Here is a 22,361-nt window from a genome sequence, read left to right on the forward strand (position 1 = left end):
CACCTGCGGCCCCCGCCGCCGGCGCCTGGCCCAGCGCCGCCGCCCCCGGTTCCGCGGCGGCCGCCCCGGCGCCCCAGGCCCCCGCCCGCGCGGCGGCGCCCGCCCCGGCCGCCTCCGGCCCGACGCCCGGCATGGCCGCCGGCGCCGGGCAGATCCAGGCGATGTGGCCGTCCGTCCTGGAAGCCGTCAAGAACCGCCGCCGCTTCACCTGGATCCTGCTCAGCCAGAACGCCCAGGTCGCCGGCTTCGACGGCGCCACCCTCCAGCTCGGCTTCCCCAACGCCGGCGCCCGCGACAACTTCGCGAGCAGCGGCAGCGAGGACGTGCTCAAGGCGGTCCTCGCCGAGCAGTTCCAGGTCAACTGGAAGATCGAGGCCGTCGTCGGTGGCGGCGGCCAGCCCGTCGGACCGGTCTCCGCCGCGTCCTACGGGGCTCCGCCCGCGCCCGCCTACAACCCGCCGCCGGTCCAGCAGGCCCCGGCCGCCCCCCAGCAGGCGCAGCCCCCGCAGCAGCAGGCCGCGTACCAGCAGCCCGCGCCGCAGCAGCCCCCCGTGCGGCAGGGGCCCCCGCCCGTCGCGCCCGAGGACGACGTACCGGAGGACGACGACCCCGACCTCGTCGACTCCGCGCTGACCGGACACGACCTCATCGTGCGCGAGCTCGGAGCCACGGTTGTAGAGGAATACACGAACGAATAAGGCGTCCGACTTGGCGGCCCGCACGAAAGGGAATCCGGAGCGCGGGCTACCCTTCATGCCGTGAAGGTCCTCGTCATCGGCGGCGGCGCCCGCGAACATGCCCTGTGCCGCTCTCTGTCCCTCGATCCCGACGTCAACGCGCTGTACTGCGCACCAGGCAACGCCGGCATCGCCGAGGTGGCCGAGCTCCGCCCGGTCGACGCCCTCGACGGTGAAGCCGTCGCCCGCCTCGCCACCGAGCTCGGCGCCGACCTGGTCGTCGTCGGCCCGGAGGCCCCGCTCGTCGCCGGCGTCGCCGACGTCGTCCGCGCGGCCGGCATCCCCGTCTTCGGCCCCTCCGGCGAAGCGGCGCGGCTGGAGGGCTCCAAGGCCTTCGCCAAGGACGTGATGGCCGCGGCCGGCGTCCCGACGGCCCGCAGCCACGTCTGCACCACCCCGGAAGAGGTGGACGCGGCCCTCGACGCCTTCGGCGCCCCGTACGTGGTCAAGGACGACGGCCTCGCCGCCGGCAAGGGCGTCGTGGTCACCGACGACCTGGCCGCCGCCCGCGCCCACGCGCTGCGCTGCGACCGCGTCGTCATCGAGGAGTTCCTCGACGGCCCCGAGGTCTCCCTCTTCGCCATCACCGACGGCGTCACCGTGCTGCCGCTCCAGCCCGCGCAGGACTTCAAGCGCGCGCTCGACGGCGACGAGGGCCCGAACACCGGCGGCATGGGTGCGTACTCCCCGCTCCCCTGGGCCGACCCGAAGCTCGTCGACGAGGTCATGGGATCCGTCCTGCAGCCGACCGTGGACGAACTGCGCCGCCGCGGCACCCCCTTCTCCGGGCTGCTCTACGCGGGCCTCGCGATCACCTCGCGCGGCGTGCGGGTCATCGAGTTCAACGCCCGCTTCGGCGACCCCGAGACCCAGGTGGTCCTGGCCCGGCTGCGCACGCCGCTCGCGAGCGTGCTGCTGAACTCCGCCAACGGAACCCTGCACACCGAGCCCCCGCTCAGCTGGCGCGACGACGCGGCCGTCACCGTCGTCATCGCGTCCCACAACTACCCGGAGACCCCGCGCACCGGGGACCCCATCGAGGGCCTCGCCGAGGTGGCCGAGCACGACGCCCCCGACGCGTACGTGCTGCACGCCGGGACCCGGAGCGAGGGCGACGCGGTCGTCAGCGCGGGCGGCCGCGTGCTGTCGGTGACGGCAACCGGTTCCGACCTGGCACAGGCCCGGACCAGGGCGTATAAGGCCGTCGAGCGGATCAGGCTCGACGGCTCGCAGTACCGCACGGACATCGCGGCCAAGGCCGCCGAAGGCGTCTGAGCGCCGCTGAACAGCGGGATCCCACGGACGCGGGTCCGGTGCGCACCTGGTGCGGCCGGGCCCGCGGGCGTATCCGCGTGCGAGTGCACCCCGTCGTGTTCGAACGCACCCACCTTTACCCAAAGCCATTCCATCGGGTGATCGTCCCTCGGTCTGCCTGACGGCCGGGCCCGCCCCAACTATGGTGCGGCGCATGCGTTCCGGCTCTCGTTGGGGCACTTGGCCCACCGGCATTGCGATGTCAGAGGCGGGTGTCACAGTGGGGGAGTGAGCAACGCCACCGCAGGGCAAAGGGGGTGAGGTCCGGCCGTGTCCGGAACACGTTCGATCGCTGAAGCGGGCACACCGTCCGCACGTTCCCGCGCCTTGGCCGTGCTGCGCGTGCGCAGCAGGGCCCTGGCCGTCGGGCTGCTGCCCGCCGCCCTCGCGGTGGTCCTGGTGGCCGCCCGGATGACGGGCCGGCTCCTGGGCGACCCCTGGCCGGCGGTGACCCTCACCGTGTGCCTGGTCGCCGCGGCCGTCTTCCTCGTCGGCGGGACCTTCGCCGCCGTCGTCCTGCGGGCGAGCCCCGCCGTGACCCCGACCGTGCCGCTGTCGGAGGCCTCCGCCCCCGATCTCTACCGGCTCGTGCGGGACCTGGCGGACCGGATGGACGTTCCGGCGCCCTCCGCGATAGCCCTGACGCCCGACTGCGACAGCTGGCTGGAGGACCGCACCCACGCGGCCCACCGCCGTGCCCGCGGGCGCATATCGGGCGGGGCCGCCCGACCGGGCGGCACGATCGCACGGCCCGCTCCGGAATCGGAGCCCGGCGCCGCGCCGGTCCTGGTGATCGGCTCGCCGTTCCTGTGGTGGATGCGCGTCGCGGAGCTCCGCGCCGTCCTCGCCCCCGTCGTCGCCGGTACGGGACCGTCCGCGCACCCGGACATAGCCGATGCCCGCGGATTCGTCCGCGGCCTCGACGCCGCCGCGGACGTGGGCAACCATCGCTTCCTCGGCTGGATCGGGGCCCCGGCCCGGGTGCTGCTGCGGCTGTGCCGGGTCGACGCCGCCGAGATGGAGCGCGGGGTCGCCGCCGCCGCTTCCGAACGCGCACAGGGTGTGGACTACGGGCTGCGCATCGTCGCCCAGGAGCAGGTCGGGCTGGCGTACGCCGGCTGGGACCGGCTGCTGACCCGTGTCGCGCTGCCCGCCTGGCGGATGGGCCGCTGGCCCGCCCGCCTCGACGCGGGCGTGGTCTCCGCGCTGACCGAGCTGTCCCGGCGCGACCGGCTGGCCGACGGGTTCACCTCGCGGCTGGGCGAGCGCCCGGCGTGCGATCTGCTGGAGCAGCCGGGAGTGGTGGACGAGGCCGCCTCGCTGCTGGCCGCGCGGCTGTTCCACGGCGGCCCGGCCGAAGCCGGGCCGGACTGGTCCCCGGTGGACTGGGCGGCGTACCCGGAGGAGGTCGTCGACCGCAAGTGGCGTACGGAGGCGGCCCGGCTGCTGTCCGCGCTGGACGCCCTGTCCGCTCCCGCCGCCTCCACGGTGGAACGCGTGCTCGCCTACCTCTCGGCCCCGTCCGCGACCGCCGCCGGGACCTCGCACGGCGCCCGGGACGATGCCCCGGACGACGCCCAGGGCGCCGCTCCGGAAGGGGCCGTGGAGGCGCCGGCCGACACCGCGGCGAACGCCGACACACTGGCCGGGCGGCTGAGCGGCGACCTCGCGCGGGAGGCCGTACCGGCCGGTGCCGCGCGCGGCCCGCACGCGGTGCCGCTCTTCCCGCTGGAAGCTCCGCGCAGCGGCCGGGACCTGCTGGCGGACCACGTGCTGGCGCTGGTGTGCTGCGCGGCGGTGGACTCCGCCGGAGCCGCGCCCGGACTGGACTGGCTGGACGGTCCCGTGCTGCTGGTCGGAGGAGAGCGCCGGGCGGACCTCGCGCCGCGGGTGCTCTCGCTCGTCGAGGACGGCGACCCCGGGCCGCTGCGGGACTGGCTCGCCGAGACCGGCGTCCGCCCCGAGAAGCCGGTCCGGCTGGTCTAGGTCCCCCGGGGTTCCGTCAGGACGGCCGGCCCCGGACAGCGCTACGGGCGAAGTATGGCCCCCAGCTGAACTTTTAGCGACGAAGGGTGACGGGCTGCGTGCGTTATGTGATGTGCTGGGACCGGTCGCGGCGTTCGGGGGAGCGAGGGAGGGGAGCGGTATGGGTACGGAGCAGATCCGGCGTTGGGAGTCAGGTGCGCTCGCGCACGCGGTGACCGATCCCTTCGGGCAGGGACCCCTGCCGTGGCTCCGGGGCAGCGAGCTCTACTACGACGACCACGGCCAGGTCGTCCCCTGGTACGTGGACCCGGCCGTCGCCGCCGGACAGATCCCGCGGGCCCGGAGCAACGGAGGCCCCCGGACCGCCGACGACGTGCACCGGCAGATCAAGGGGTTCACCTCCACCGGAGCCGTCGCGCCGGGCGAGGCCATCGACTTCCACATCACCGTGGACCCGCCGCAGCAGTTCTCCGTCGACGTGTACCGCATCGGCCACTACGGCGGCGACGGCGCCTCCAAGATCACCACGAGCCCCCGGCTCTCCGGCATCGTCCAGCCCGCGCCCCTCACGGCGGACCGCACCGTCTCCTGTCACCACTGGTGGCAGTCCTGGCGGCTCCAGGTTCCGTCCTACTGGAGCGTCGGGGCGTACGTGGCCGTGCTGACGACCGCCGACGGATACCGCTCGCACATCCCGTTCACGGTGCGCGACGACCACCCGGCGGACCTGCTGCTGCTGCTCCCGGACATCACCTGGCAGGCCTACAACCTCTATCCCGAGGACGGGCACACGGGGGCCAGCCTCTACCACGCCTGGGACGAGGAGGGCCGGCTGCTCGGCGAGCGCGACGCCGCGATCACCGTCTCCTTCGACCGGCCCTACGCCGGGGCCGGCCTGCCCCTGCACGTCGGCCATGCCTACGACTTCATCCGCTGGGCCGAGCGCTACGGCTACGACCTGGCCTACGCCGACGCCCGCGATCTGCACGCCGGCCGCGTCGACCCCACCCGCTACCGCGGCCTGGTCTTCCCCGGCCACGACGAGTACTGGTCCGCCCCCATGCGCCGCACCGTCGAACGGGCCCGGGACCACGGCACCTCGCTCGTCTTCCTCTCCGCCAACACCATGTACTGGCAGGTAGAGCTCTCCCCCTCGCCGTCCGGCGTCGACGACCGGCTCCTCACGTGCCGAAAACGCCGCGGCCCCGGCCGTCCCAGCCTCTGGCGGGAAGTCGACCGCCCGGAGCAGCAGTTGCTCGGCATCCAGTACGCGGGGCGGGTCCCGGAGCCCGCGCCCCTCGTCGTGCGCAACGCCACGCACTGGCTCTGGGACTCCACCGGCGCCTGCGAGACCGACGAACTCCCCGGCCTGGTCGCGGGCGAGGCGGACCGGTACTTCCCGCGCACGCAGCTCCCCGAGCACCAGAGCCGGATCCTGCTCGCCCACTCCCCGTACGAGGACGGCGAAGGCCACCGCCGCCACCAGGAGACCTCGCTCTACCGGGCTCCCAGCGGCGCGCTCGTCTTCGCCTCCGGCACCTTCGCCTGGTCCCCGGCCCTCGACCGCCCCGGCCACGTGGACGAGCGGGTCCAGCGGGCCACGGCCAATCTCCTCGACCGGATCTGCAAGCGGGACTGACCGGGGACGGCCCGGACCGACCAGCCGGCCGGGGGTCCGGGACCGGCCGGGGGTCCGGCGGAGGGCTGCCCGGACCCGTTGTCCCCGCTCGCGGTCAGGTGCGGGAGAATGGGGGCGCGCTCGTACAGAACCACAGGGAGACTCCGTGCCCGGATTCGTCGAAAAGCCCGAGCCGGTCCAGGTGCCCGGCCTCGTCCACCTCCACACCGGCAAGGTCCGCGACCTCTACCGCGACGAGGACGGCAACCTCGTCATGGTCGCCAGCGACCGCATCTCCGCCGCCGACTGGGTGCTGCCCACCGAGATCCCGGACAAGGGCCGGATCCTGACCCAGCTCTCCCTGTGGTGGTTCGACCAGCTCGCGGACCTCGTCCCGAACCACGTCGTCAGCACCGAGCTGCCCGCCGGCGCCCCCGCCGACTGGGCGGGCCGCGCCCTGGTCTGCCAGAACCTCACCATGGTCCCCGTCGAGTGCGTGGCCCGCGGCTACCTCACCGGGTCCGGCCTCGCCGAGTACCGGCAGACCCGTACGGTGTGCGGCCTGGCCCTGCCCGAGGGCCTCGTCGACGGCTCCGAGCTGCCCACCGCGATCTTCACCCCGGCCGCCAAGGCCGAGGTCGGCGAGCACGACGAGAACGTCTCCTACGAGGAGGTCGCGCGCACCGAGGGCGCCGAGACGGCGGCGCTGCTGCGCCGGACCACCCTCGCCGTGTACTCCCGGGCCCGGGACATCGCCCGCGACCGCGGGATCATCCTGGCGGACACGAAGTTCGAGTTCGGTTTCGACCAGGACGGCACCCTGGTCGCCGCCGACGAGGTGCTGACCCCGGACTCCTCGCGCTTCTGGCCCGCCGACCTGTGGGAGCCGGGCCGGAGCCAGCCGTCCTTCGACAAGCAGTACGTCCGCGACTGGCTGTCCTCCCCGGCCTCCGGCTGGGACGCCAAGGGTGAACTCCCGCCGCCGCCCCTCCCGCTGGAGGTCGTGGAGCGGACGCGGGCCAAGTACGTCGAGGCCTACGAGAGGCTCACCGGCCTGAACTGGGCCTAAGGCCGAGCGGTGACGTGGGGGGGGGGGCGGCGCGGGGGGGCCCCCCCGGGCCCCCCCCCGCCCCCCCCCGGGGCCGGGGGCCCGGCGCGCCGGAGCCGCCCCGCCCCCGCCCGGGGCCCCCCCCGCACCCCCTCACCCCCCCCGCGCGGCGCCCGGGGGGGCTTCTTCACTACAGAGCGGACAACGCGACTCGAACGCGCGACATCCACCTTGGCAAGGTGGTGCTCTACCAACTGAGCTATGTCCGCATGCGCTGTAGCGCGAGAACTACTATACCCAACCTCTCGCCCGTGCGAGACGCACTGCCGTGTGGCGGTTCTCGGCGCCGAGCTTCGACGCCGCCGAGGACAGGTAGTTCCGTACCGTTCCCGGCGACAGCGAGGCCCGCTCGGCTATCTCCGCGATGGGCGCCCCGTCCCCCGCCAGCTCCAGCACCTCCGCCTCCCGGGCGGTCAGCGGCGAGTCCCCCGCGCTGATCGCGTCGGCCGCCAACTCCGGGTCCACGTAACGGCCTCCGGCGTGCACGGTCCGGATCAGCTCGGCCAGCCGCTGAGCCGACACCGTCTTCGGCGCGAAGGCCCGTACGCCCGCCGCGAGGGCCCGCTTCAGGTGTCCCGGGCGCCCGTGACTGGTCACGATCATGGTCTTGCAGTCGGGAAGTTCGGTGCGCAGGGACGTGGCGACGCTCACACCGTCCGCCCCCGGCATCTGGAGGTCCAGGACCGCGACGTCCGGCCGGTGGGCCCGCGCCATCGCGAGGGCCTCCGGCCCCGAGGCCGCCTCCGCGACGACCAGCAGGTCGTCCTCCAGTCCCAGCAGCGCGGCCAGCGCGCCCCGGATCAGGTGCTCGTCGTCGGCCAGCAGTACCCGTACGGGACTCATGCGCGCGTCTCCAGTCCTCGGATGGGCCCGGCCCCCGCCGGGCCGGGGATCTCGGCCCGCAGCCGGAAGCGGCCGCCGTCGACCGGGCCGGCCTCCAGCGTGCCGTCGAGCACCGCGAGCCGTTCGCGCAGGCCGGCGAGGCCCGAGCCCGGCGGCCCGGCCGGGGTCTTGGGGGCCCCGTCGTTCTCCACCACCAGCGTCAGCGTGCCCGAGGGCGCCGCCGTGAGCCGGATCACGCAGGTGCGGGCGTCGCCGTGCCGCAGCACGTTCGTCGTGGCCTCGCGCACCACCCAGCCGAGCGCCGACTGGGCTTCGGCGGGCAGCTCGCGGCCCTGCTCGAACTCGACCTCGCAGTCCATCCCCGCCGCGTGCAGGACCCCGCGGGCACCCTCCAGCTCCACCGCGAGGTCCGCCTCCCGGTAGCCGCGGACCACGTCGCGGACCTCCTTCTGGGATTCCCGGGCGATCCGCTGCACCTCGACCATCTGGTCCACGGCTTCCGGGCGTTCGCGCCGGGCCAGCTGGACCGCCAGCTCGCTCTTGAGGGCGATCACCGCGAGGTTGCGGCCCATCACGTCGTGCAGGTCCCGGCCGAAGCGCAGCCGCTCCTCGGCCACCGCGAGCCGTGCCTGCAGCTCGCGGGCGCGGTCCAGCTCGTACACGGTGGTGAGCAGCCATCCGGAGAATCCGCAGGCCGCGCAGAGGAAGAGGCCGGACAGCAGGACCGCGACCGCGGTGCCGGCGGACTCGCCGGCCGACGTCCCGAAGGCGAGCGCGGCCAGCCCGACGAAGGCCGCGGCGGCCGGTGCCAGGTAGCGCATGTGCCGGACCTGGCGCAGGCACAGGGTGAGCGTGCCGCCGGTGAAGGCGGTCATCCCCGTGACGAGGGTCGTGGGCCCCGACGGGTCGCCGGCGTGGCCGCTCGCGCGCACGGCGAGGACGGCGATCACCGCGGCGGCGGTCAGGGTGGTGGTGACGACCGCGAGCCGTACGGGGCGCTCGCGCCGGCCCACGATCCAGTCCAGGGCACGGGAGGAGAGGAAGCCGACGAGCACGGAGTGCGCGCACACGGTGACGAAGAGGGTGAGCCCGACCACCGGGGAGGTCTTTTCGGCCATGGAGGCCAGGGCGACCAGCCCGATCGAGAAGATCTCGATGACCACGAAGAAGTGGAACGACCAGCGCGTGTACAGCTCGACCTTCCCCGCGCTGCTGCGGTTCTTCCACCACCCGCTGAGTTTCATGGTCACAGTCTCGCGGCCGTACGGCCGGATGGGCCATGACACATGTCATCGGCTGCCGTGAACCGGGACATCCGGGGCAGCGGGACATCCGAAGGCGGGACATCCGGGTATCCGGCTATCCGGGCGGCCGGGCATACCGCCGGACATACGACCGGACATACGACAAAGGCCCCGATCAATGATCGGGGCCTTCATACTCTGAGCGGACGACGCGACTCGAACGCGCGACATCCACCTTGGCAAGGTGGTGCTCTACCAACTGAGCTACGTCCGCACACGCGACACAACAAACTGCCGTGCGATGCGTGCATCACTCTACCTGATCCACGACCGTGGTCCGTAAAGCGATGCAGAGCGGGTGACAGGGATCGCACACTGCGCCTTCCCCCTGGAAGGGGGATGTTCTACTACTGAACTACACCCGCACGACCTTCGGGTTCGGCTTGCGGCCGCGCCCTTGGCGTGATCCACACACTAGCGGACCGGTGGGGGTGGATGGCAAATCGGCTCTCAGTGAGCCGCGTTGTACTCCTCGTAGACCTTCTTGGGGATCCGGCCCCGCGGCGGGACGTCGAGCTGGTGTGACCGGGCCCAGGCCCGGACGACCGCGGGGTCGGGGGCGATGGCCGTGTGCTTGAAGGCCTTCCCGGAACGCGCCTGGCGGCGGCCGGCCGCCACGAACGGGGCGAGGCTCTTCCGCAGTTTCTTTGCGTTGGCCACATTGAGGTCGATCTCGTACGACTTACCGTCCAGCCCGAAGACGACCGTTTCCGATGCTTCTCCGCCATCGATGTCGTCGGAGATCGTGACTACTACGCGCTGTGCCACGGATATCGGTCCCTTCGCGCGACCCCGGTCCCCGCTGACGTGCTGCGATGGAGCGGTGGTGTCGCCTGTGTGGATGTTTCGGAGCAATGCAGATTTCTGCCTCCGCCGCGCAGCAGAAAATGCCGCGACATCGGAGGAATCCTTTGTACCCCGATTCTCATTGCATTGCGAAGCCCAGTTAATTCTCTCCGCGTGTCCCGACGCAATCCCGGGCACGTGGTTTTCCGGTGGATTTTGCGAAGCGTTGGTGAAGCCGAATCCGCTCGGCGATCACGCGGGAAGGATATCTACCCGCGTAGAAATTTTGGCCGGGTACGCTGAGGGAACCGCCTTCGCACCAACCACCACACGGGAGTGCCAGTGGCACGCGTCGTAGTCGACGTCATGCTCAAGCCGGAGATCCTCGACCCTCAGGGCCAGGCGGTGCAGCGTGCACTGCCGCGCCTGGGGTTCGAAGGAATCGCCGACGTCCGCCAGGGGAAGCGCTTCGAACTGGAGGTGGAGGGACCGGTCGACCAGGCCGCCCTCGACCGCATCCACAAGATGGCCGAAACCTTCCTCGCCAACACCGTCATCGAAGACTTCACCGTGAAGGTCGAGGCCTGACGGTGACCACTCGCATCGGAGTCGTCACGTTCCCCGGAACGCTCGACGACCGTGACTCGCTGCGCGCCGTCCGCCTCGCGGGCGCCGAGCCGGTCTCGCTCTGGCACCGCGACAAGGACCTGCACCAGGTCGACGCGGTCGTCCTCGCGGGCGGCTTCTCCTACGGGGACTACCTGCGCGCCGGGGCCATCTCCCGCTTCTCGCCGGTGATGGAGACCGTCATCGAGCAGGCCAAGGGCGGCATGCCCGTCCTCGGCATCTGCAACGGCTTCCAGATCCTCACCGAGGCCCACCTGCTGCCGGGGGCGATGCTCCGGAACAACGACCTGCACTTCGTCTGCCGCGAGCAGAAGCTGCGGGTCGAGAACGCGGAGACCGCGTGGACCGGCGACTACACCGCCGGCCAGGAGATCTCCGTACCGCTCAAGAACATGGACGGCCGCTACGTGGCCGACGAGCGGGTGCTGGACGAACTGGAGGCCGAGGGCCGCGTGGCCTTCCGTTACCTGGACGTCAACCCGAACGGCTCGCTGCGCGACATCGCCGGCATCACCAACGCCGCGGGCAACGTCGTCGGCCTCATGCCGCACCCCGAGCACGCGGTCGAGCCGTTGATCGGGACGGGCCGCACCGACGGCCTCCCGTTCTTCACCTCGGTCCTGAAGAAGCTGGTCAGCGCATGAGCCTCGACACCGTCAAGAACGCCACCGAAACCCCGGACGCCTCCCAGCCCTGGAAGGAACTCGGCCTCAAGGAGGACGAGTACGCCCGGATCCGGGAGATCCTCGGCCGCCGCCCCACGGGCGCCGAGCTCGCCATGTACTCCGTCATGTGGTCCGAGCACTGCTCGTACAAGAGCAGCAAGGTCCACCTGAAGCAGTTCGGCGAGAAGGTCCCGCCGAACGACGCCATGCTCGTCGGCATCGGCGAGAACGCGGGCGTCGTCGACGTCGGCCAGGGCTACGCGGTCACCTTCAAGGTCGAGTCGCACAACCACCCCTCATACATCGAGCCCTACCAGGGCGCGGCCACCGGCATCGGCGGCATCGTCCGCGACATCCTCGCCATGGGCGCCCGCCCCGTCGCCGTCGTGGACCCGCTGCGCTTCGGCGCGGCCGACCACCCCGACACCAAGCGCGTCCTGCCGGGCGTCGTCGCCGGCATCGGCGGCTACGGCAACTGCCTCGGCCTGCCCAACATCGGCGGCGAGGTCGTCTTCGACGCCTGCTACCAGGGCAACCCGCTCGTCAACGCCGGCTGCATCGGCGTCATGAAGCACGAGGACATCCACCTCGCCAAGGCCTCCGGCCCCGGCAACAAGGTCATCCTCTACGGCGCCCGGACCGGCGGCGACGGCATCGGCGGCGTCTCGGTCCTCGCGTCCGAGACCTTCGACGACACCAAGCCCACCAAGCGCCCCGCCGTCCAGGTCGGAGACCCCTTCCAGGAGAAGCTCCTCATCGAGTGCACCCTGGAGATCTTCAAGGAGAAGCTGGTCGCCGGCATCCAGGACCTCGGCGGCGCCGGGCTCTCCTGCGCCACGAGCGAGCTGGCCTCCGCCGGTTCCGGCGGCATGCGCGTCGAGCTGGACACCGTCCCGCTGCGCGACGCCACGCTCTCGCCCGAGGAAATCCTCATGAGCGAGTCGCAGGAGCGCATGTGCGCGATCGTCGAGCCGCAGCACGTCGACCGCTTCATGGAGATCTGCGAGAAGTGGGACGTCATCGCCACCGTCATCGGTGAGGTGACCGAGGGCGAGCAGCTCGAGATCTACTGGCACGGCGAGCTGATCGTGGACGTGCCCCCGGGCACCGTCGCCCACGAGGGCCCGACCTACCACCGTCCCTTCGCGCGGCCCTCCTGGCAGGACGCCCTCCAGGCCGACGACGCGGGCAAGCTGCCGCGTCCGCAGACCTCCGAGGAACTGCGTGCGCAGGTCCTGGCCCTGGTCTCGTCGCCGAACCAGGCGTCGAAGTCCTGGATCACCGACCAGTACGACCGCTTCGTGCAGGGCAACACGGTGCTCTCGCAGCCCGAGGACGCCGGCATGGTCCGCATCGACGAGGAGACCAACCTCGGCGTCGCCATGGCCACCGACGGCAACGGCCGCTTCGCGAAGCTCGACCCCTACACGGGTGCGCAGCTGGCGCTGGCCGAGGCCTACCGCAACGTCGCCGCGACCGGCGCGAAGCCCCTCGCGATCTCCGACTGCCTGAACTTCGGCTCCCCCGAGGACCCGGACGTCATGTGGCAGTTCGCCGAGGCCACCCGTGGTCTCGCCGACGGCTGCTTCGAGCTGGGCACCCCGGTGACCGGCGGCAACGTCTCCCTCTACAACCAGACCGGTGAGACCGCGATCCACCCGACCCCGGTCGTGGCGGTCCTCGGCGTGATCGACGACGTCAACCGCCGTACGCCGATGGCGTTCGCGGAGGTCGGCCAGCTGCTGTACCTGCTCGGAGACACCTCCGAGGAGTTCGGCGGCTCCGCCTGGTCCGAGGTCGTCCACCAGCACCTGGGCGGCATGCCGCCCAAGGTGGACCTGGGCCGCGAGAAGCTGCTCGGCGAGATCCTGATCTCGGCCTCGCGCGACGGCATGGTCGACGCCGCGCACGACCTGTCCGACGGCGGCGTGATCCAGGCGCTCACCGAGTCCTGCCTGCGCGGCGGCAACGGTGCGCGGATCGTGGTGCCCGAGGCGCTGGACGCGTTCACCTTCCTGTTCTCCGAGTCCGCGGGCCGGGCCATCGTGGCCGTCCCGCGCAGCGAGGAGCTCCGCTTCACCGACATGTGCGACGCGCGGGGCCTGCCGGCCGCCCGGATCGGCGTGGTGGACGGTGACGCGATCGAGGTCCAGGGCGAGTTCACCCTCCCCCTGACCGAACTCCGCACCGCCCACGAGGGAACGATCCCGGCGCTGCTCGCCTGATCAGCCGCCGCTCTTGGTGAGCCGAGCCCCCGTCCGGAACCATTCCGGGCGGGGGCTCGTCCGTTCCGGCAAGGAGCCCGCGCCGACGGCGGTGGCGGGTCCGGCGGGGGAACGGGGCGCGGATGGCGCAGAGCCGGGGCCGGTGGCTCCTCGGGGTCGGGATGCCGTTGATCGTCGCCGCTGTGGGGGTGGGCGGCTGGTTCGTCTACGACAACTCCGGCGACCGCGCGCGGAGCCGGTCGGAGATCATCGACAACTGTCAGGGACTGGTCGATCCGGACGCGGTGATGGGCTTCGGCATGTCCAGGGTGGAGGCGGGCGCCACGGCGGAGTGGGAGTGCGTGCTGTCGCACGAGGTGACGTTCGAGGGCCAGGGGGAGATGCGCGAGTTCGCGTCCCTCAAGGTGGAGGCCTCCAAGGACGCCGAACCGGGTGAGAGCCGGTTCGTTCACCACACCCGCGGCGTCGTGGCGATCGCGCGGTGCGCCGGCCCCGCCGGATCCGGCGGAGTGACCGCCCTGCGGGCGACCGCCGCCACCGTGGGCGACGGCCCGGGCCGCGGGAAGCCCGGCTTCCTGTCGGGGCTGGCCCGCGAGGCGGCCCTGCGGGCGGCGGCGAAGGTGGGCTGCGAGACCAGCCTGCCCGAGGCCCCGAAGGTCTGACGGCGCGCGGCCCGGCCGGCCACGGGCCGCGTAAGGTCGGCCCATGCCGCCTGCCAAGAAGAAGCCGCGCACCTACGACCACGCGAAGACCACCGCTGCCGTCCTCGCACAGTTCGGGCATGTCCGGGACGCCGTAAGTGAGTTGGGCCCCGATCAGCTCGACCGGCCGAGCGGGCTCGGGGACTGGTCCGTCGCCGAACTCGCCGCGCACATCGCGTGGATCGCCGACTCGCTGGCCGGCAGCCTGGCCCGGCCGCCCGCCGCAGTCGCCGAACTGCCTGCCGCGGAGTGGCCGTTCGCCACCTCCTCCCTCGCCGGGAAGATCTCCGAGGCGGCCAAGGAGACCCTGGAGGGCGCCCCGCTGCCCGAGCTCTTCGACCGGACCGCCGCCCGCATGGCCGAGGCCCTCGAAGCGAACCCGGGCAGCCGCGTACTGGACCTGTGGATCGGGACCATGACCCTGGCCGACTTCCTGGTCACCCGTTGCGTGGAGCTCGTCGTCCACACCGACGACCTGAACCGGGCCGCCGGACTGGACATCCCGGTCGACCGGCAGGCCCTGGCGGCCTGCACCCGGCTGCTGGCCGACGCCCTCGCGGTCAAGGCTCCGGGCGGGGCGGTGGAGTTCCGCGTCCCGCCGTTCGCGGTGGTGCAGTGCGTCGAGGGGCCCCGGCACACCCGAGGCACCCCGCCGAACGTGGTGGAGACCGACCCGCTGACCTGGATCCGGCTCGCGACGGGCCGTACGAGCTGGGCCGAGGCACTCGACGAAGCCCAGGTCAGGGCCAGCGGCGAGCGCGCCGACCTCTCCGCGCTGCTCCCCCTGATGAGCTGATCGGGCGAACCCGCGGAACCGCCCGGGCGCAGCCCGCGTCCCACCGGCATGCGCACGCTCCCGCTCCTCCCCGCAGCCCTGGTCGCCGTACTCGCGCTGTCCGCCACCGCCACCGCCTGCGGTGACGAAGGCGCGGCCCGGGGCACGCGGCCCGACCGGGGCTTCACCGGCACCTGGTCCGTGGTGAGCCTGACCGAGGGCGGGCGGACGCTGACCGCGCCCGACGCCGCCGGGCTGACCCTGCGGCCCGGCAAGGGGGGCCACGAAGCCGAGGTCACGGGCAACTACGGATGCAACGGTTTCACGGCCCGGGTCGTTTTCGACTCCGGGACCACCATGACGGTGCGGCCCGGCTCCTCCACCGACATGGCCTGCGAGAACATGCGGTTCGAGACGGCCTTCGCCAGGCTGTTCCAGGGCCGGCTGACCGTCCGGGAGCAGCCGGACGCCGTCACCCTGAAGACGCCCGAGGGGAACGAGATCAGCCTGACCACGAAGCCCCGTACCCCCGCCGCGCCGCTCCTCGCCACCGTGTGGATCGTGGACTCCCTCCTCGACGGGGACACCGCGAGCTCCTTGCCGGCCGAGGCGGCCGGCAAGGCCCGCTTCACCGTCGCCGCCGACGGATCCGCGAGCGGCGGCCTCGGCTGCAACCGGTTCGACGCGAAGGCCACCGTCGAAGGCGGCTCGCTCACCTTCGGACCGCTCGCCACCACCCGGATGGCCTGTACAGGCCCTCAGGGCCAGGTGGAACAGGCACTGACCGCCCTGTTCGCCGCCGGCCGACTCGGCTGGCACATCCAGGACGACACCCTGCACCTCACGACGGCGGACGCCACCAAGGGCCTGACCGCGAAGGCGTCCTCGGCCGCCGAGTGATCACCGGTCTCGGACGTGTGCGGTTCCGCCGTCGCCGATCTTGCTGACGTGCACGCGGCCGATCCCTCCCCGTTGCGGGGCGGCTCGGGCAGGACGGGCTCGTCCAGGGGCGTGACCCGGAGGTCTCCCGTGAAGGGGACGGTGTCCCACATCGGGATGCCCTCGGACGAGAAGGGGATCTGCTCGCCGATCGGCAACCGACGTACGTGCTCGCTGGGTTCAGGTATCGCGTCCGTCGTGATCGGCGGCCTTCCACAGGCTGTGGATCACGTCACGGGATCAGCCCGGGTACGGCAGGAGACCCGCGTCCGTCTTCTCCCAGGCCGACCGCAGTTCGGCCAGCCGGGCCGGCTCCAGTGCCGCCTTGTCGGCCTGTTCGCGCAGGTCACCGGCCAGGTTGAAGAGTTGGTCGCGGCCCGTCTTGCCGCGGTAGTACTTCCAGTCCCCGCGGCGCAGTGCCCGCTCCCCGCGCACCCGCCAGAAGATGTTCCGTTCGGCGACCTTCTCGCCGCGCAGCAGGTACCCGGCCAGGCTGACCCCGTCCAGCGGGTGCGCCGGGTCGGGGCGGGTGCCCGCCAGTTCCAGCAGGGTGGCCGTCCAGTCCGGGGTGAAGACCGGGACGTGGCTGACCTGGCCGCCGTCCAGCCGGGCGGGCCAGCGCACGATGTTGGGGACCCGGATCCCGCCCTCCTGGAGGGAGGCCTTGTTGCCGGAGAGCGGCCAGTTGTAGGAGAAGCGCTCGCCGCCGTTGTCGCTGGAGAAGAACACCAGCGTGTCCTCCTCCTGGCCGGAGCGCTTCAGCGCCTTCAGCACCTCGCCGACCGAGCGGTCGAGGTCCTCCACCATCTGCTGGTACTTCCCGACCGAGCCGCCGTCCTGATGCCACAGGGCCCGCCCGTCGCCGGCCTTGATCCGCCGCTCGACCTCGGCGCTCTCCGCGGTGTCCCCGTCGGCGATCCACGGCCAGTGCGGGGTGGTGAAGTTGAGGTTCAGCAGCCACGGCTTGTCCCCGTGGTCGCGGGAGACGTACTCGGCCGCGCGCTCGGTCAGGATCCGCGTGTAGTAGCGCAGGTCCTTGTACTCGGCGTCGCCCTCGTAGAGGTCGTACTCCCCGCCGAGACCGAGCTTGGAGTAGTACTCCAGCGCCCCGCCGAAGTTGCCGAAGAACTCGTCCCAGCCGGACTTGGTCGGGCTGTAGTCGGGCAGGTAGCCGCAGTGCCACTTGCCTATCAGTGCCGTCGCGTAGCCGGAGCCGCGCAGCAGCGAGGCCAGCGTCGGGTGGGTCGGCTCCAGGCCCGCCGACTTGTCGGCGATGGGCTCGGCGAGGCCGCCCTTGACGCGGCCCGGGTAGCGGCCGGTGTACAGGCTGAAGCGGGTCGGGGAGCAGGTCGCGGAGCCCGAGTAGGCGTCGGTGAAGCGGACGCCCTGGCGGGCGAGGCGGTCCAGGTTCGGGGTCTTGATGTTCGGGGAGCCGTAGGAGGACAGGTCGGCCCAGCCGAGGTCGTCCCCGAGGATGAACAGGATGTTCGGGCGGCGGGAGCGGCGCCCGCGGTCGGCGCGGAACTCCCGCTCGCCGGCGGCCGGAGCGGACTCCGGGCGGTGGGCTTCGGCGGGCGCGGCCTGGGCCGGGGCGGCGGCCCCCAGCCCTACCGCGGCGGCCGCGGCGCTCGCGCCGACCGCTCCGCCGAAGGCGCGTCGGGACAGATTGGGTTCGTACGAGGTCACGGGTGCTCCAGAGCACGGCCCGACGGCCTGCTCCGGGCGGCGCGGAAGGGCGCAGGGCACGGCGGAGCGGGCTGGGACGGGACGCAGGAAGGAAATCAGAAAAGGAAAGGGAGATGCGGCGTGTGACTACGCAGAACAGCGACAGATGGCGCTGGCGACACGGACGAGGTCCACGTGTCGGCGCGCGACGAGGGTGACGGTGCCGTCACCGAGAGGCTGCATGGGCCGGAGCTTGTACGAAACGACAGGCGACTGTCAACCAGGGCAATCCGGATGTTGAGACGGCCGGGTTCCGAACAGGTTCCGTCACCCTGCGTGCTGTGACATTTCCCGGGCGTCCCCAATTCGGACCAGTGGTCGATCTCGCCTACACTCGGAGGCGTGCCTCGTGGTGATGGACGACTCAACCACGACCTGCTCCCCGGCGAAAAAGGCCCCCAGGACGCTTGCGGCGTCTTCGGTGTCTGGGCTCCGGGTGAAGAGGTCGCCAAGCTCACCTACTTCGGACTGTATGCGCTACAGCACCGCGGACAAGAGTCCGCGGGCATCGCTGTGAGCAACGGTTCCCAGATCCTCGTCTTCAAGGACATGGGACTCGTTTCCCAAGTCTTCGACGAAACCTCTCTCGGCTCGCTCCAGGGTCATATCGCGGTCGGTCACGCCCGCTATTCGACCACCGGAGCCTCCGTCTGGGAGAACGCTCAGCCCACCTTCCGTGCGACCGCCCACGGCTCCATTGCCCTGGGTCACAACGGCAACTTGGTGAACACCGCCGAGCTCGCCGAGATGGTCGCCGACCTTCCGCGTCAGGACGGCCGTGCCACCCAGGTGGCGGCCACCAACGACACCGACCTGGTCACCGCCCTGCTGGCCGGCCAGACGGACGACGACGGCAAGCCCCTGACCATCGAGGAGTCGGCCACCAAGGTCCTCCCGCAGGTGAAGGGCGCCTTCTCGCTCGTCTTCATGGACGAGGGAACGCTCTACACCGCCCGGGACCCGCAGGGCATCCGCCCGCTGGTCCTCGGCCGCCTCGAGCGCGGCTGGGTGGTCGCGAGCGAGACCGCGGCCCTCGACATCTGCGGCGCCAGCTTCGTCCGCGAGGTCGAGCCGGGCGAGCTCATCGCGATCGACGAGAACGGTCTGCGGACCTCTCGCTTCGCGGAAGCGAAGCCCAAGGGATGTGTCTTCGAGTACGTCTACCTGGCGCGCCCGGACACCGACATCGCCGGCCGGAACGTCTACCTCTCGCGCGTCGAGATGGGCCGGCGCCTGGCCAAGGAAGCCCCGGTCGACGCCGACCTGGTGATACCGACGCCGGAGTCCGGTACTCCCGCCGCCGTCGGTTACGCCGAGGCCAGCGGAATCCCGTACGGCTCCGGCCTGGTCAAGAACGCCTACGTGGGCCGGACCTTCATCCAGCCCTCGCAGACGATCCGCCAGCTCGGCATCCGCCTCAAGCTCAACCCCCTCAAGGAAGTCATCCGGGGCAAGCGCCTGGTGGTCGTCGACGACTCGATCGTCCGCGGCAACACCCAGCGCGCCCTGGTCAAGATGCTCCGCGAGGCCGGCGCGGCGGAGGTCCACATCCGGATCTCCTCGCCGCCGGTGAAGTGGCCGTGCTTCTTCGGCATCGACTTCGCCACCCGGGCCGAGCTGATCGCCAACGGCATGACGGTCGACGAGATCGCCACCTCCATGGGTGCGGACTCGCTCTCCTACATCTCGCTCGACTCGATGATCGAGGCGACCACCATCCAGAAGCCCAACCTCTGCCGGGCCTGCTTCGACGGCGAGTACCCCATGGAGCTGCCCGACCCGCAGCTCCTGGGCAAGCAGCTCCTGGAAACCGAGCTGGCCGGCGGTACCGACGCCGCCGACGCGCTCCGGCGCCCGTAGCCGTACCCCTCCGCGGGGCCGCGACCCCGGGGACCGCAACCCCGAAGGCGCGCGGCTCCGCGGGGGGCCCGCAGCATCGTGGGGCTCCCGGCCCCGTGGGGCACGACGCCCCGTAGGGCCGACGAGCCCCGACCACCCTGCTCCACCTGCGCGGGGTCCTGCCTTTGAAGCTTCTCCCAGGGCCCCGCACCACACGCAGCAACGACACGAAAGCTCTCTCCTGTCATGACAGAGAAGACCACCGGTGCCAGCTACGCAGCCGCGGGCGTCGACATCGACGCCGGAGACCGCGCCGTAGAGCTGATGAAGGAGTGGGTGAAGAAGACGCAGCGCCCCGAGGTCCTCGGCGGCCTCGGCGGGTTCGCCGGCCTCTTCGACGCCTCCGCCCTCAAGCGCTACGAGCGCCCCCTGCTCGCCTCCGCCACCGACGGCGTCGGCACCAAGGTGGACATCGCCCGCCGCATGGGCGTCTACGACACCATCGGCCACGACCTGGTCGCGATGGTCATGGACGACATCGTCGTCTGCGGCGCCGAACCGCTCTTCATGACCGACTACATCTGCGTCGGCAAAGTGCACCCCGAGCGGGTCGCGGCCATCGTCAAGGGCATCGCCGAGGGCTGTGTCCTGGCCGGCTGCGCCCTGGTGGGCGGCGAGACCGCCGAGCACCCGGGCCTGCTGGGTCCGGACGACTTCGACGTGGCGGGCGCCGGCACCGGCGTCGTCGAGTTCGACCGTCTGCTGGGCGCCGATCGCATCCGTACGGGCGACGCCGTGATCGCGATGGCGTCCTCCGGTCTTCACTCGAACGGGTACTCGCTGGTCCGCCACGTCCTCTTCGACCGGGCCGGGATGTCCCTCGAGGGCCACGTCGAGGAGCTCGGCCGGACCCTCGGCGAGGAGCTGCTGGAGCCCACCAAGATCTACTCGCTGGACTGCATGGCCCTCACCCGCACCGCCGAGGTCCACGCCTACTCCCACATCACCGGCGGCGGCCTCGCGGCCAACCTCGCCCGCGTGATCCCGGACCACCTGCACGCCACGGTCGACCGCTCGACCTGGGCCCCCGGTGCCATCTTCGACCTGGTCGGAAAGGCCGGGCAGGTGGAGCGCCTGGAGCTGGAGAAGACCCTGAACATGGGCGTCGGCATGATGGCCGTGGTCCCGCAGGAGTCGGTGGACGTGGCCCTGACCGCCCTGGCCGACCGGGGCGTCGACGCCTGGGTCGCGGGAGAGATCCTCGACCGCGGCGACCACGCCGAGGGCGCGACCATGACCGGCGACTACGCGAGCTGATCAGCGGAGCCGCGTGCGAGCAGCACGGAAACCCGGCCCGGGGCGATGCCCTGGACCGGGTTCCGGTGTTTTAGACCTGGCGTGCAGACACCGTGAAAGCGTCAAGCGCCGCGACGATGCGCAGAGGAACCGGACTCTTCGTCCTCGTCCTCGTCGTCATCGTCGTTGTAGAGAGCCGCGTACTTGGCGTACGGGTCGTCGTCATCTTGATCGTCATCGTCATCGACTTCGACCGGCACGCTGACAGGCAGCGGCGGATCAGTCGGCGATGCGCCCAGCTCATTGGCCAGACGCGACAAGTCAGTCCCGCCGCTGCTGTACTTCAGCTGGCGGGCGACCTTCGTCTGCTTGGCCTTTGCCCGGCCGCGCCCCATGGCTCGACCCCCTCGGTGACGGGGCTCGACGGCCCCAGAGTCTGACACGCGTTCATGGTTCGGAGCGGGCTCTCCGTGGAGAGACCGTCCGTAGGGGTTTAACGGTACCTGCTTCCGCGGCCATACGGTACGCCGCCCGCATGACGCGCCCCGGTGCAGTACCAACAAGGCGCCCCGTCCTCGCTGGTCAGCTGCGATTTTAGCTCTTTCCTGGCGGGCGACCCGCCGAAGCGCAGTGAGTTCCGTCTCGCCGCGCCCCGGCGGACCCGCCCGCGGGCCCCCTGAGGGGCCCGCGGGGATCAGACCGTGCCCACCGGGCGGGCGTCGGCCATGCGCTGCTCGGCGATCCGGTCGGCGGCGGCGGCCGGGGGAATCCCGTCAGCCTTCGCACGTGTGAAGATCTCCAGCGTGGTGTCGAAGATCTTCGCGGCCTTCGCCTTGCAGCGGTCGAAGTCGAAGCCGCGCAGCTCGTCGGCGACCTGGATGACGCCGCCCGCGTTGACCACGTAGTCCGGCGCGTAGAGGATCCCGCGGTCCGCGAGGTCCTTCTCGACGCCCGGGTGGGCGAGCTGGTTGTTCGCCGCGCCGCAGACGACCTTCGCGGTCAGGGCCGGGACCGAGGCGTCGTTCAGGGCCCCGCCCAGCGCGCAGGGGGCGTAGATGTCCAGGCCCGTGACGCGGATCAGCGCCTCGGTGTCGGCGACGGCCGTCACCCTGCCCGCGTACTTGCCCTCGCCGTGCTGCTCGAGGACGCGCCGCACGGACTCCTCGCGGACGTCCGTGATCACGACCTCCGCGCCGTCCTCCAGCAGGTGCTGGACCAGGTGGTGGCCCACCTTGCCGACGCCCGCCACGGCGACCTTGCGGCCGCGCAGGGTCGGGTCGCCCCACAGGTGCTGGGCGCTGGCGCGCATGCCCTGGAAGACGCCGAAGGCGGTGAGGACCGAGGAGTCGCCGGCGCCGCCGTTCTCGGGGGAGCGGCCGGTCGCCCAGCGCGTCTCGCGGGCCACGACGTCCATGTCCGCCACGTAGGTGCCGACGTCGCAGGCGGTCACGTAGCGGCCGCCGAGGGACTCGACGAACCGGCCGTATGCCAGCAGCAGTTCCTCGGACTTCAGGACGTCCGGGTCGCCGATGATGACGGCCTTGCCGCCGCCGAGGTCGAGCCCGGCGAGCGCGTTCTTGTACGACATGCCCCGCGCGAGGTTCAGCGCGTCGAGGACGGCCTCGCCGTCCGAGGCGTACGCGTGGAAGCGGGTGCCGCCGAGGGCCGGGCCCAGGGCGGTGGAGTGGATCGCGATGACGGCCTTGAGGCCGGTGGCTCGGTCCTGGCACAGCACGACTTGCTCGTGGCCGCCCTGTTCCGTACGGAACAGGGTGTGCAGGACGCCGTCGTTCATTTCGGTCACGGTGGTGACTCCCATAAGAGATGCGGCGGGAAAGACGCCCGCCCTGCGGGTGGGGGAGGGCGTGCTGGG

19 protein-coding genes, 3 tRNA genes and 1 pseudogene are annotated in these 22,361 nt (G+C 71.9%); 13 read left to right on the forward strand and 10 right to left on the reverse strand.

Going from position 1 to position 22,361, the window contains the following annotated elements:
- The 5 genes and pseudogenes from ACWF9Z_RS31345 to ACWF9Z_RS31365 form a co-directional block, all read left to right on the forward strand.
- Positions 1–698, forward strand: a pseudogene (locus ACWF9Z_RS31345) (DNA polymerase III subunit gamma and tau); the annotation flags it as partial.
- Between the two features lie 60 nt (positions 699–758).
- Positions 759–2,012, forward strand: a complete 1,254-nt coding sequence (gene purD, locus ACWF9Z_RS31350) for a phosphoribosylamine--glycine ligase (protein ID WP_453607794.1) — start codon at positions 759–761, stop codon at positions 2,010–2,012.
- A 309-nt stretch (positions 2,013–2,321) separates the two neighbouring features.
- Positions 2,322–4,037: a hypothetical protein gene (locus ACWF9Z_RS31355; protein ID WP_453607797.1), complete on the forward strand. Its 1,716-nt coding sequence runs from the start codon at positions 2,322–2,324 to the stop codon at positions 4,035–4,037.
- 160 nt (positions 4,038–4,197) lie between these two features.
- Positions 4,198–5,676, forward strand: coding sequence for a N,N-dimethylformamidase beta subunit family domain-containing protein (locus ACWF9Z_RS31360; RefSeq protein WP_453607800.1), 1,479 nt, complete (start codon positions 4,198–4,200; stop codon positions 5,674–5,676).
- A gap of 145 nt (positions 5,677–5,821) precedes the next feature.
- A complete protein-coding gene (locus ACWF9Z_RS31365) occupies positions 5,822–6,724 on the forward strand; it encodes a phosphoribosylaminoimidazolesuccinocarboxamide synthase (protein ID WP_453607803.1) in 903 nt (300 codons plus the stop codon).
- 175 nt (positions 6,725–6,899) lie between these two features.
- Here the strand turns inward: ACWF9Z_RS31365 and ACWF9Z_RS31370 are convergent.
- The 6 genes from ACWF9Z_RS31370 to ACWF9Z_RS31395 all read right to left on the reverse strand — a co-directional run bounded on the left by ACWF9Z_RS31370 (position 6,900) and on the right by ACWF9Z_RS31395 (position 9,678).
- A tRNA-Gly gene (locus tag ACWF9Z_RS31370) sits at positions 6,900–6,972 on the reverse strand.
- Positions 6,973–6,994: 22 nt separating this feature from the next.
- Complete coding sequence (locus ACWF9Z_RS31375; protein ID WP_330297270.1) at positions 6,995–7,606, reverse strand: response regulator transcription factor; 612 nt, start codon at positions 7,604–7,606, stop codon at positions 6,995–6,997.
- Positions 7,603–8,850, reverse strand: coding sequence for a sensor histidine kinase (locus ACWF9Z_RS31380; RefSeq protein WP_453607805.1), 1,248 nt, complete (start codon positions 8,848–8,850; stop codon positions 7,603–7,605). Before ACWF9Z_RS31380 ends, ACWF9Z_RS31375 begins: the two co-directional genes overlap by 4 nt.
- Positions 8,851–9,051: 201 nt before the next feature.
- Positions 9,052–9,124, reverse strand: a tRNA-Gly gene (locus ACWF9Z_RS31385).
- Between the two features lie 79 nt (positions 9,125–9,203).
- Positions 9,204–9,275, reverse strand: a tRNA-Gly gene (locus ACWF9Z_RS31390).
- An 85-nt stretch (positions 9,276–9,360) separates the two neighbouring features.
- Positions 9,361–9,678: a histone-like nucleoid-structuring protein Lsr2 gene (locus tag ACWF9Z_RS31395; protein WP_453607808.1), complete on the reverse strand. Its 318-nt coding sequence runs from the start codon at positions 9,676–9,678 to the stop codon at positions 9,361–9,363.
- 354 nt (positions 9,679–10,032) lie between these two features.
- Here ACWF9Z_RS31395 and purS point away from each other — a divergent pair, with 354 nt between their 5' ends.
- The 6 genes from purS to ACWF9Z_RS31425 all read left to right on the forward strand — a co-directional run bounded on the left by purS (position 10,033) and on the right by ACWF9Z_RS31425 (position 15,589).
- Complete coding sequence (purS, locus tag ACWF9Z_RS31400; RefSeq protein ID WP_008740952.1) at positions 10,033–10,284, forward strand: phosphoribosylformylglycinamidine synthase subunit PurS; 252 nt, start codon at positions 10,033–10,035, stop codon at positions 10,282–10,284.
- Positions 10,285–10,286: 2 nt separating this feature from the next.
- Positions 10,287–10,967, forward strand: coding sequence for a phosphoribosylformylglycinamidine synthase subunit PurQ (purQ, locus tag ACWF9Z_RS31405; RefSeq protein ID WP_453607811.1), 681 nt, complete (start codon positions 10,287–10,289; stop codon positions 10,965–10,967).
- A complete protein-coding gene (purL, locus tag ACWF9Z_RS31410; RefSeq protein ID WP_453607812.1) occupies positions 10,964–13,213 on the forward strand; it encodes a phosphoribosylformylglycinamidine synthase subunit PurL in 2,250 nt (749 codons plus the stop codon). The genes purQ and purL overlap by 4 nt, the downstream gene beginning before the upstream one ends.
- Positions 13,214–13,335: 122 nt before the next feature.
- Positions 13,336–13,875 (forward strand): hypothetical protein, encoded by a 540-nt coding sequence (locus tag ACWF9Z_RS31415; RefSeq protein ID WP_453607813.1) that lies wholly within the window; start codon positions 13,336–13,338, stop codon positions 13,873–13,875.
- Positions 13,876–13,918: 43 nt separating this feature from the next.
- Positions 13,919–14,710 carry a sterol carrier family protein gene (locus ACWF9Z_RS31420; RefSeq protein WP_453607816.1) on the forward strand — a complete coding sequence of 264 codons (792 nt, stop codon included), beginning with the start codon at positions 13,919–13,921 and terminating at the stop codon, positions 14,708–14,710.
- A gap of 48 nt (positions 14,711–14,758) precedes the next feature.
- Entirely contained in the window at positions 14,759–15,589 is an 831-nt protein-coding gene (locus ACWF9Z_RS31425; protein WP_453607817.1) for an META domain-containing protein, read from the forward strand.
- Between the two features lie 279 nt (positions 15,590–15,868).
- Here the strand turns inward: ACWF9Z_RS31425 and ACWF9Z_RS31430 are convergent, their stop codons facing one another.
- Together ACWF9Z_RS31430 and ACWF9Z_RS31435 are read right to left on the reverse strand one after the other, a co-directional pair.
- Complete coding sequence (locus ACWF9Z_RS31430; RefSeq protein WP_453607820.1) at positions 15,869–17,314, reverse strand: sulfatase-like hydrolase/transferase; 1,446 nt, start codon at positions 17,312–17,314, stop codon at positions 15,869–15,871.
- Between the two features lie 126 nt (positions 17,315–17,440).
- Complete coding sequence (locus ACWF9Z_RS31435; protein ID WP_453607822.1) at positions 17,441–17,536, reverse strand: putative leader peptide; 96 nt, start codon at positions 17,534–17,536, stop codon at positions 17,441–17,443.
- A gap of 159 nt (positions 17,537–17,695) precedes the next feature.
- Here ACWF9Z_RS31435 and purF point away from each other — a divergent pair, with 159 nt between their 5' ends.
- Entirely contained in the window at positions 17,696–19,213 is a 1,518-nt protein-coding gene (gene purF, locus ACWF9Z_RS31440; protein WP_453607823.1) for an amidophosphoribosyltransferase, read from the forward strand.
- A 225-nt stretch (positions 19,214–19,438) separates the two neighbouring features.
- Positions 19,439–20,509, forward strand: a complete 1,071-nt coding sequence (purM, locus tag ACWF9Z_RS31445; RefSeq protein ID WP_453607826.1) for a phosphoribosylformylglycinamidine cyclo-ligase — start codon at positions 19,439–19,441, stop codon at positions 20,507–20,509.
- 101 nt (positions 20,510–20,610) lie between these two features.
- Here purM and ACWF9Z_RS31450 read toward each other — a convergent pair whose 3' ends face one another.
- On the reverse strand, positions 20,611–20,883 hold the full coding sequence (locus ACWF9Z_RS31450) for a DUF3073 domain-containing protein (protein ID WP_356651707.1): 273 nt from the start codon (positions 20,881–20,883) through the stop codon (positions 20,611–20,613).
- Between the two features lie 299 nt (positions 20,884–21,182).
- The gene (locus ACWF9Z_RS31455; RefSeq protein WP_453607829.1) at positions 21,183–22,292 is read right to left on the reverse strand and encodes a Leu/Phe/Val dehydrogenase; all 1,110 of its coding nucleotides are present in this window, start codon (positions 22,290–22,292) and stop codon (positions 21,183–21,185) included.
- Between the last annotated feature and the right edge of the window lie 69 nt (positions 22,293–22,361).

This window comes from Streptomyces sp. NPDC054961, from assembly GCF_053609145.1.

What these genes read in the sequence shown, in the direction of transcription:
- ACWF9Z_RS31380 (WP_453607805.1), bottom strand. Translation starts at nt 8,850, where the DNA reads ATGAAACTCAGCGGGTGGTGGAAGAACCGCAGCAGCGCGGGGAAGGTC.
- ACWF9Z_RS31375 (WP_330297270.1), bottom strand. Translation starts at nt 7,606, where the DNA reads ATGAGTCCCGTACGGGTACTGCTGGCCGACGACGAGCACCTGATCCGG.
- purL (WP_453607812.1), top strand. Translation starts at nt 10,964, where the DNA reads ATGAGCCTCGACACCGTCAAGAACGCCACCGAAACCCCGGACGCCTCC.
- ACWF9Z_RS31360 (WP_453607800.1), top strand. Translation starts at nt 4,198, where the DNA reads ATGGGTACGGAGCAGATCCGGCGTTGGGAGTCAGGTGCGCTCGCGCAC.
- purM (WP_453607826.1), top strand. Translation starts at nt 19,439, where the DNA reads ATGACAGAGAAGACCACCGGTGCCAGCTACGCAGCCGCGGGCGTCGAC.
- ACWF9Z_RS31415 (WP_453607813.1), top strand. Translation starts at nt 13,336, where the DNA reads ATGGCGCAGAGCCGGGGCCGGTGGCTCCTCGGGGTCGGGATGCCGTTG.
- ACWF9Z_RS31420 (WP_453607816.1), top strand. Translation starts at nt 13,919, where the DNA reads ATGCCGCCTGCCAAGAAGAAGCCGCGCACCTACGACCACGCGAAGACC.
- ACWF9Z_RS31450 (WP_356651707.1), bottom strand. Translation starts at nt 20,883, where the DNA reads ATGGGGCGCGGCCGGGCAAAGGCCAAGCAGACGAAGGTCGCCCGCCAG.
- ACWF9Z_RS31435 (WP_453607822.1), bottom strand. Translation starts at nt 17,536, where the DNA reads ATGCAGCCTCTCGGTGACGGCACCGTCACCCTCGTCGCGCGCCGACAC.
- ACWF9Z_RS31425 (WP_453607817.1), top strand. Translation starts at nt 14,759, where the DNA reads ATGCGCACGCTCCCGCTCCTCCCCGCAGCCCTGGTCGCCGTACTCGCG.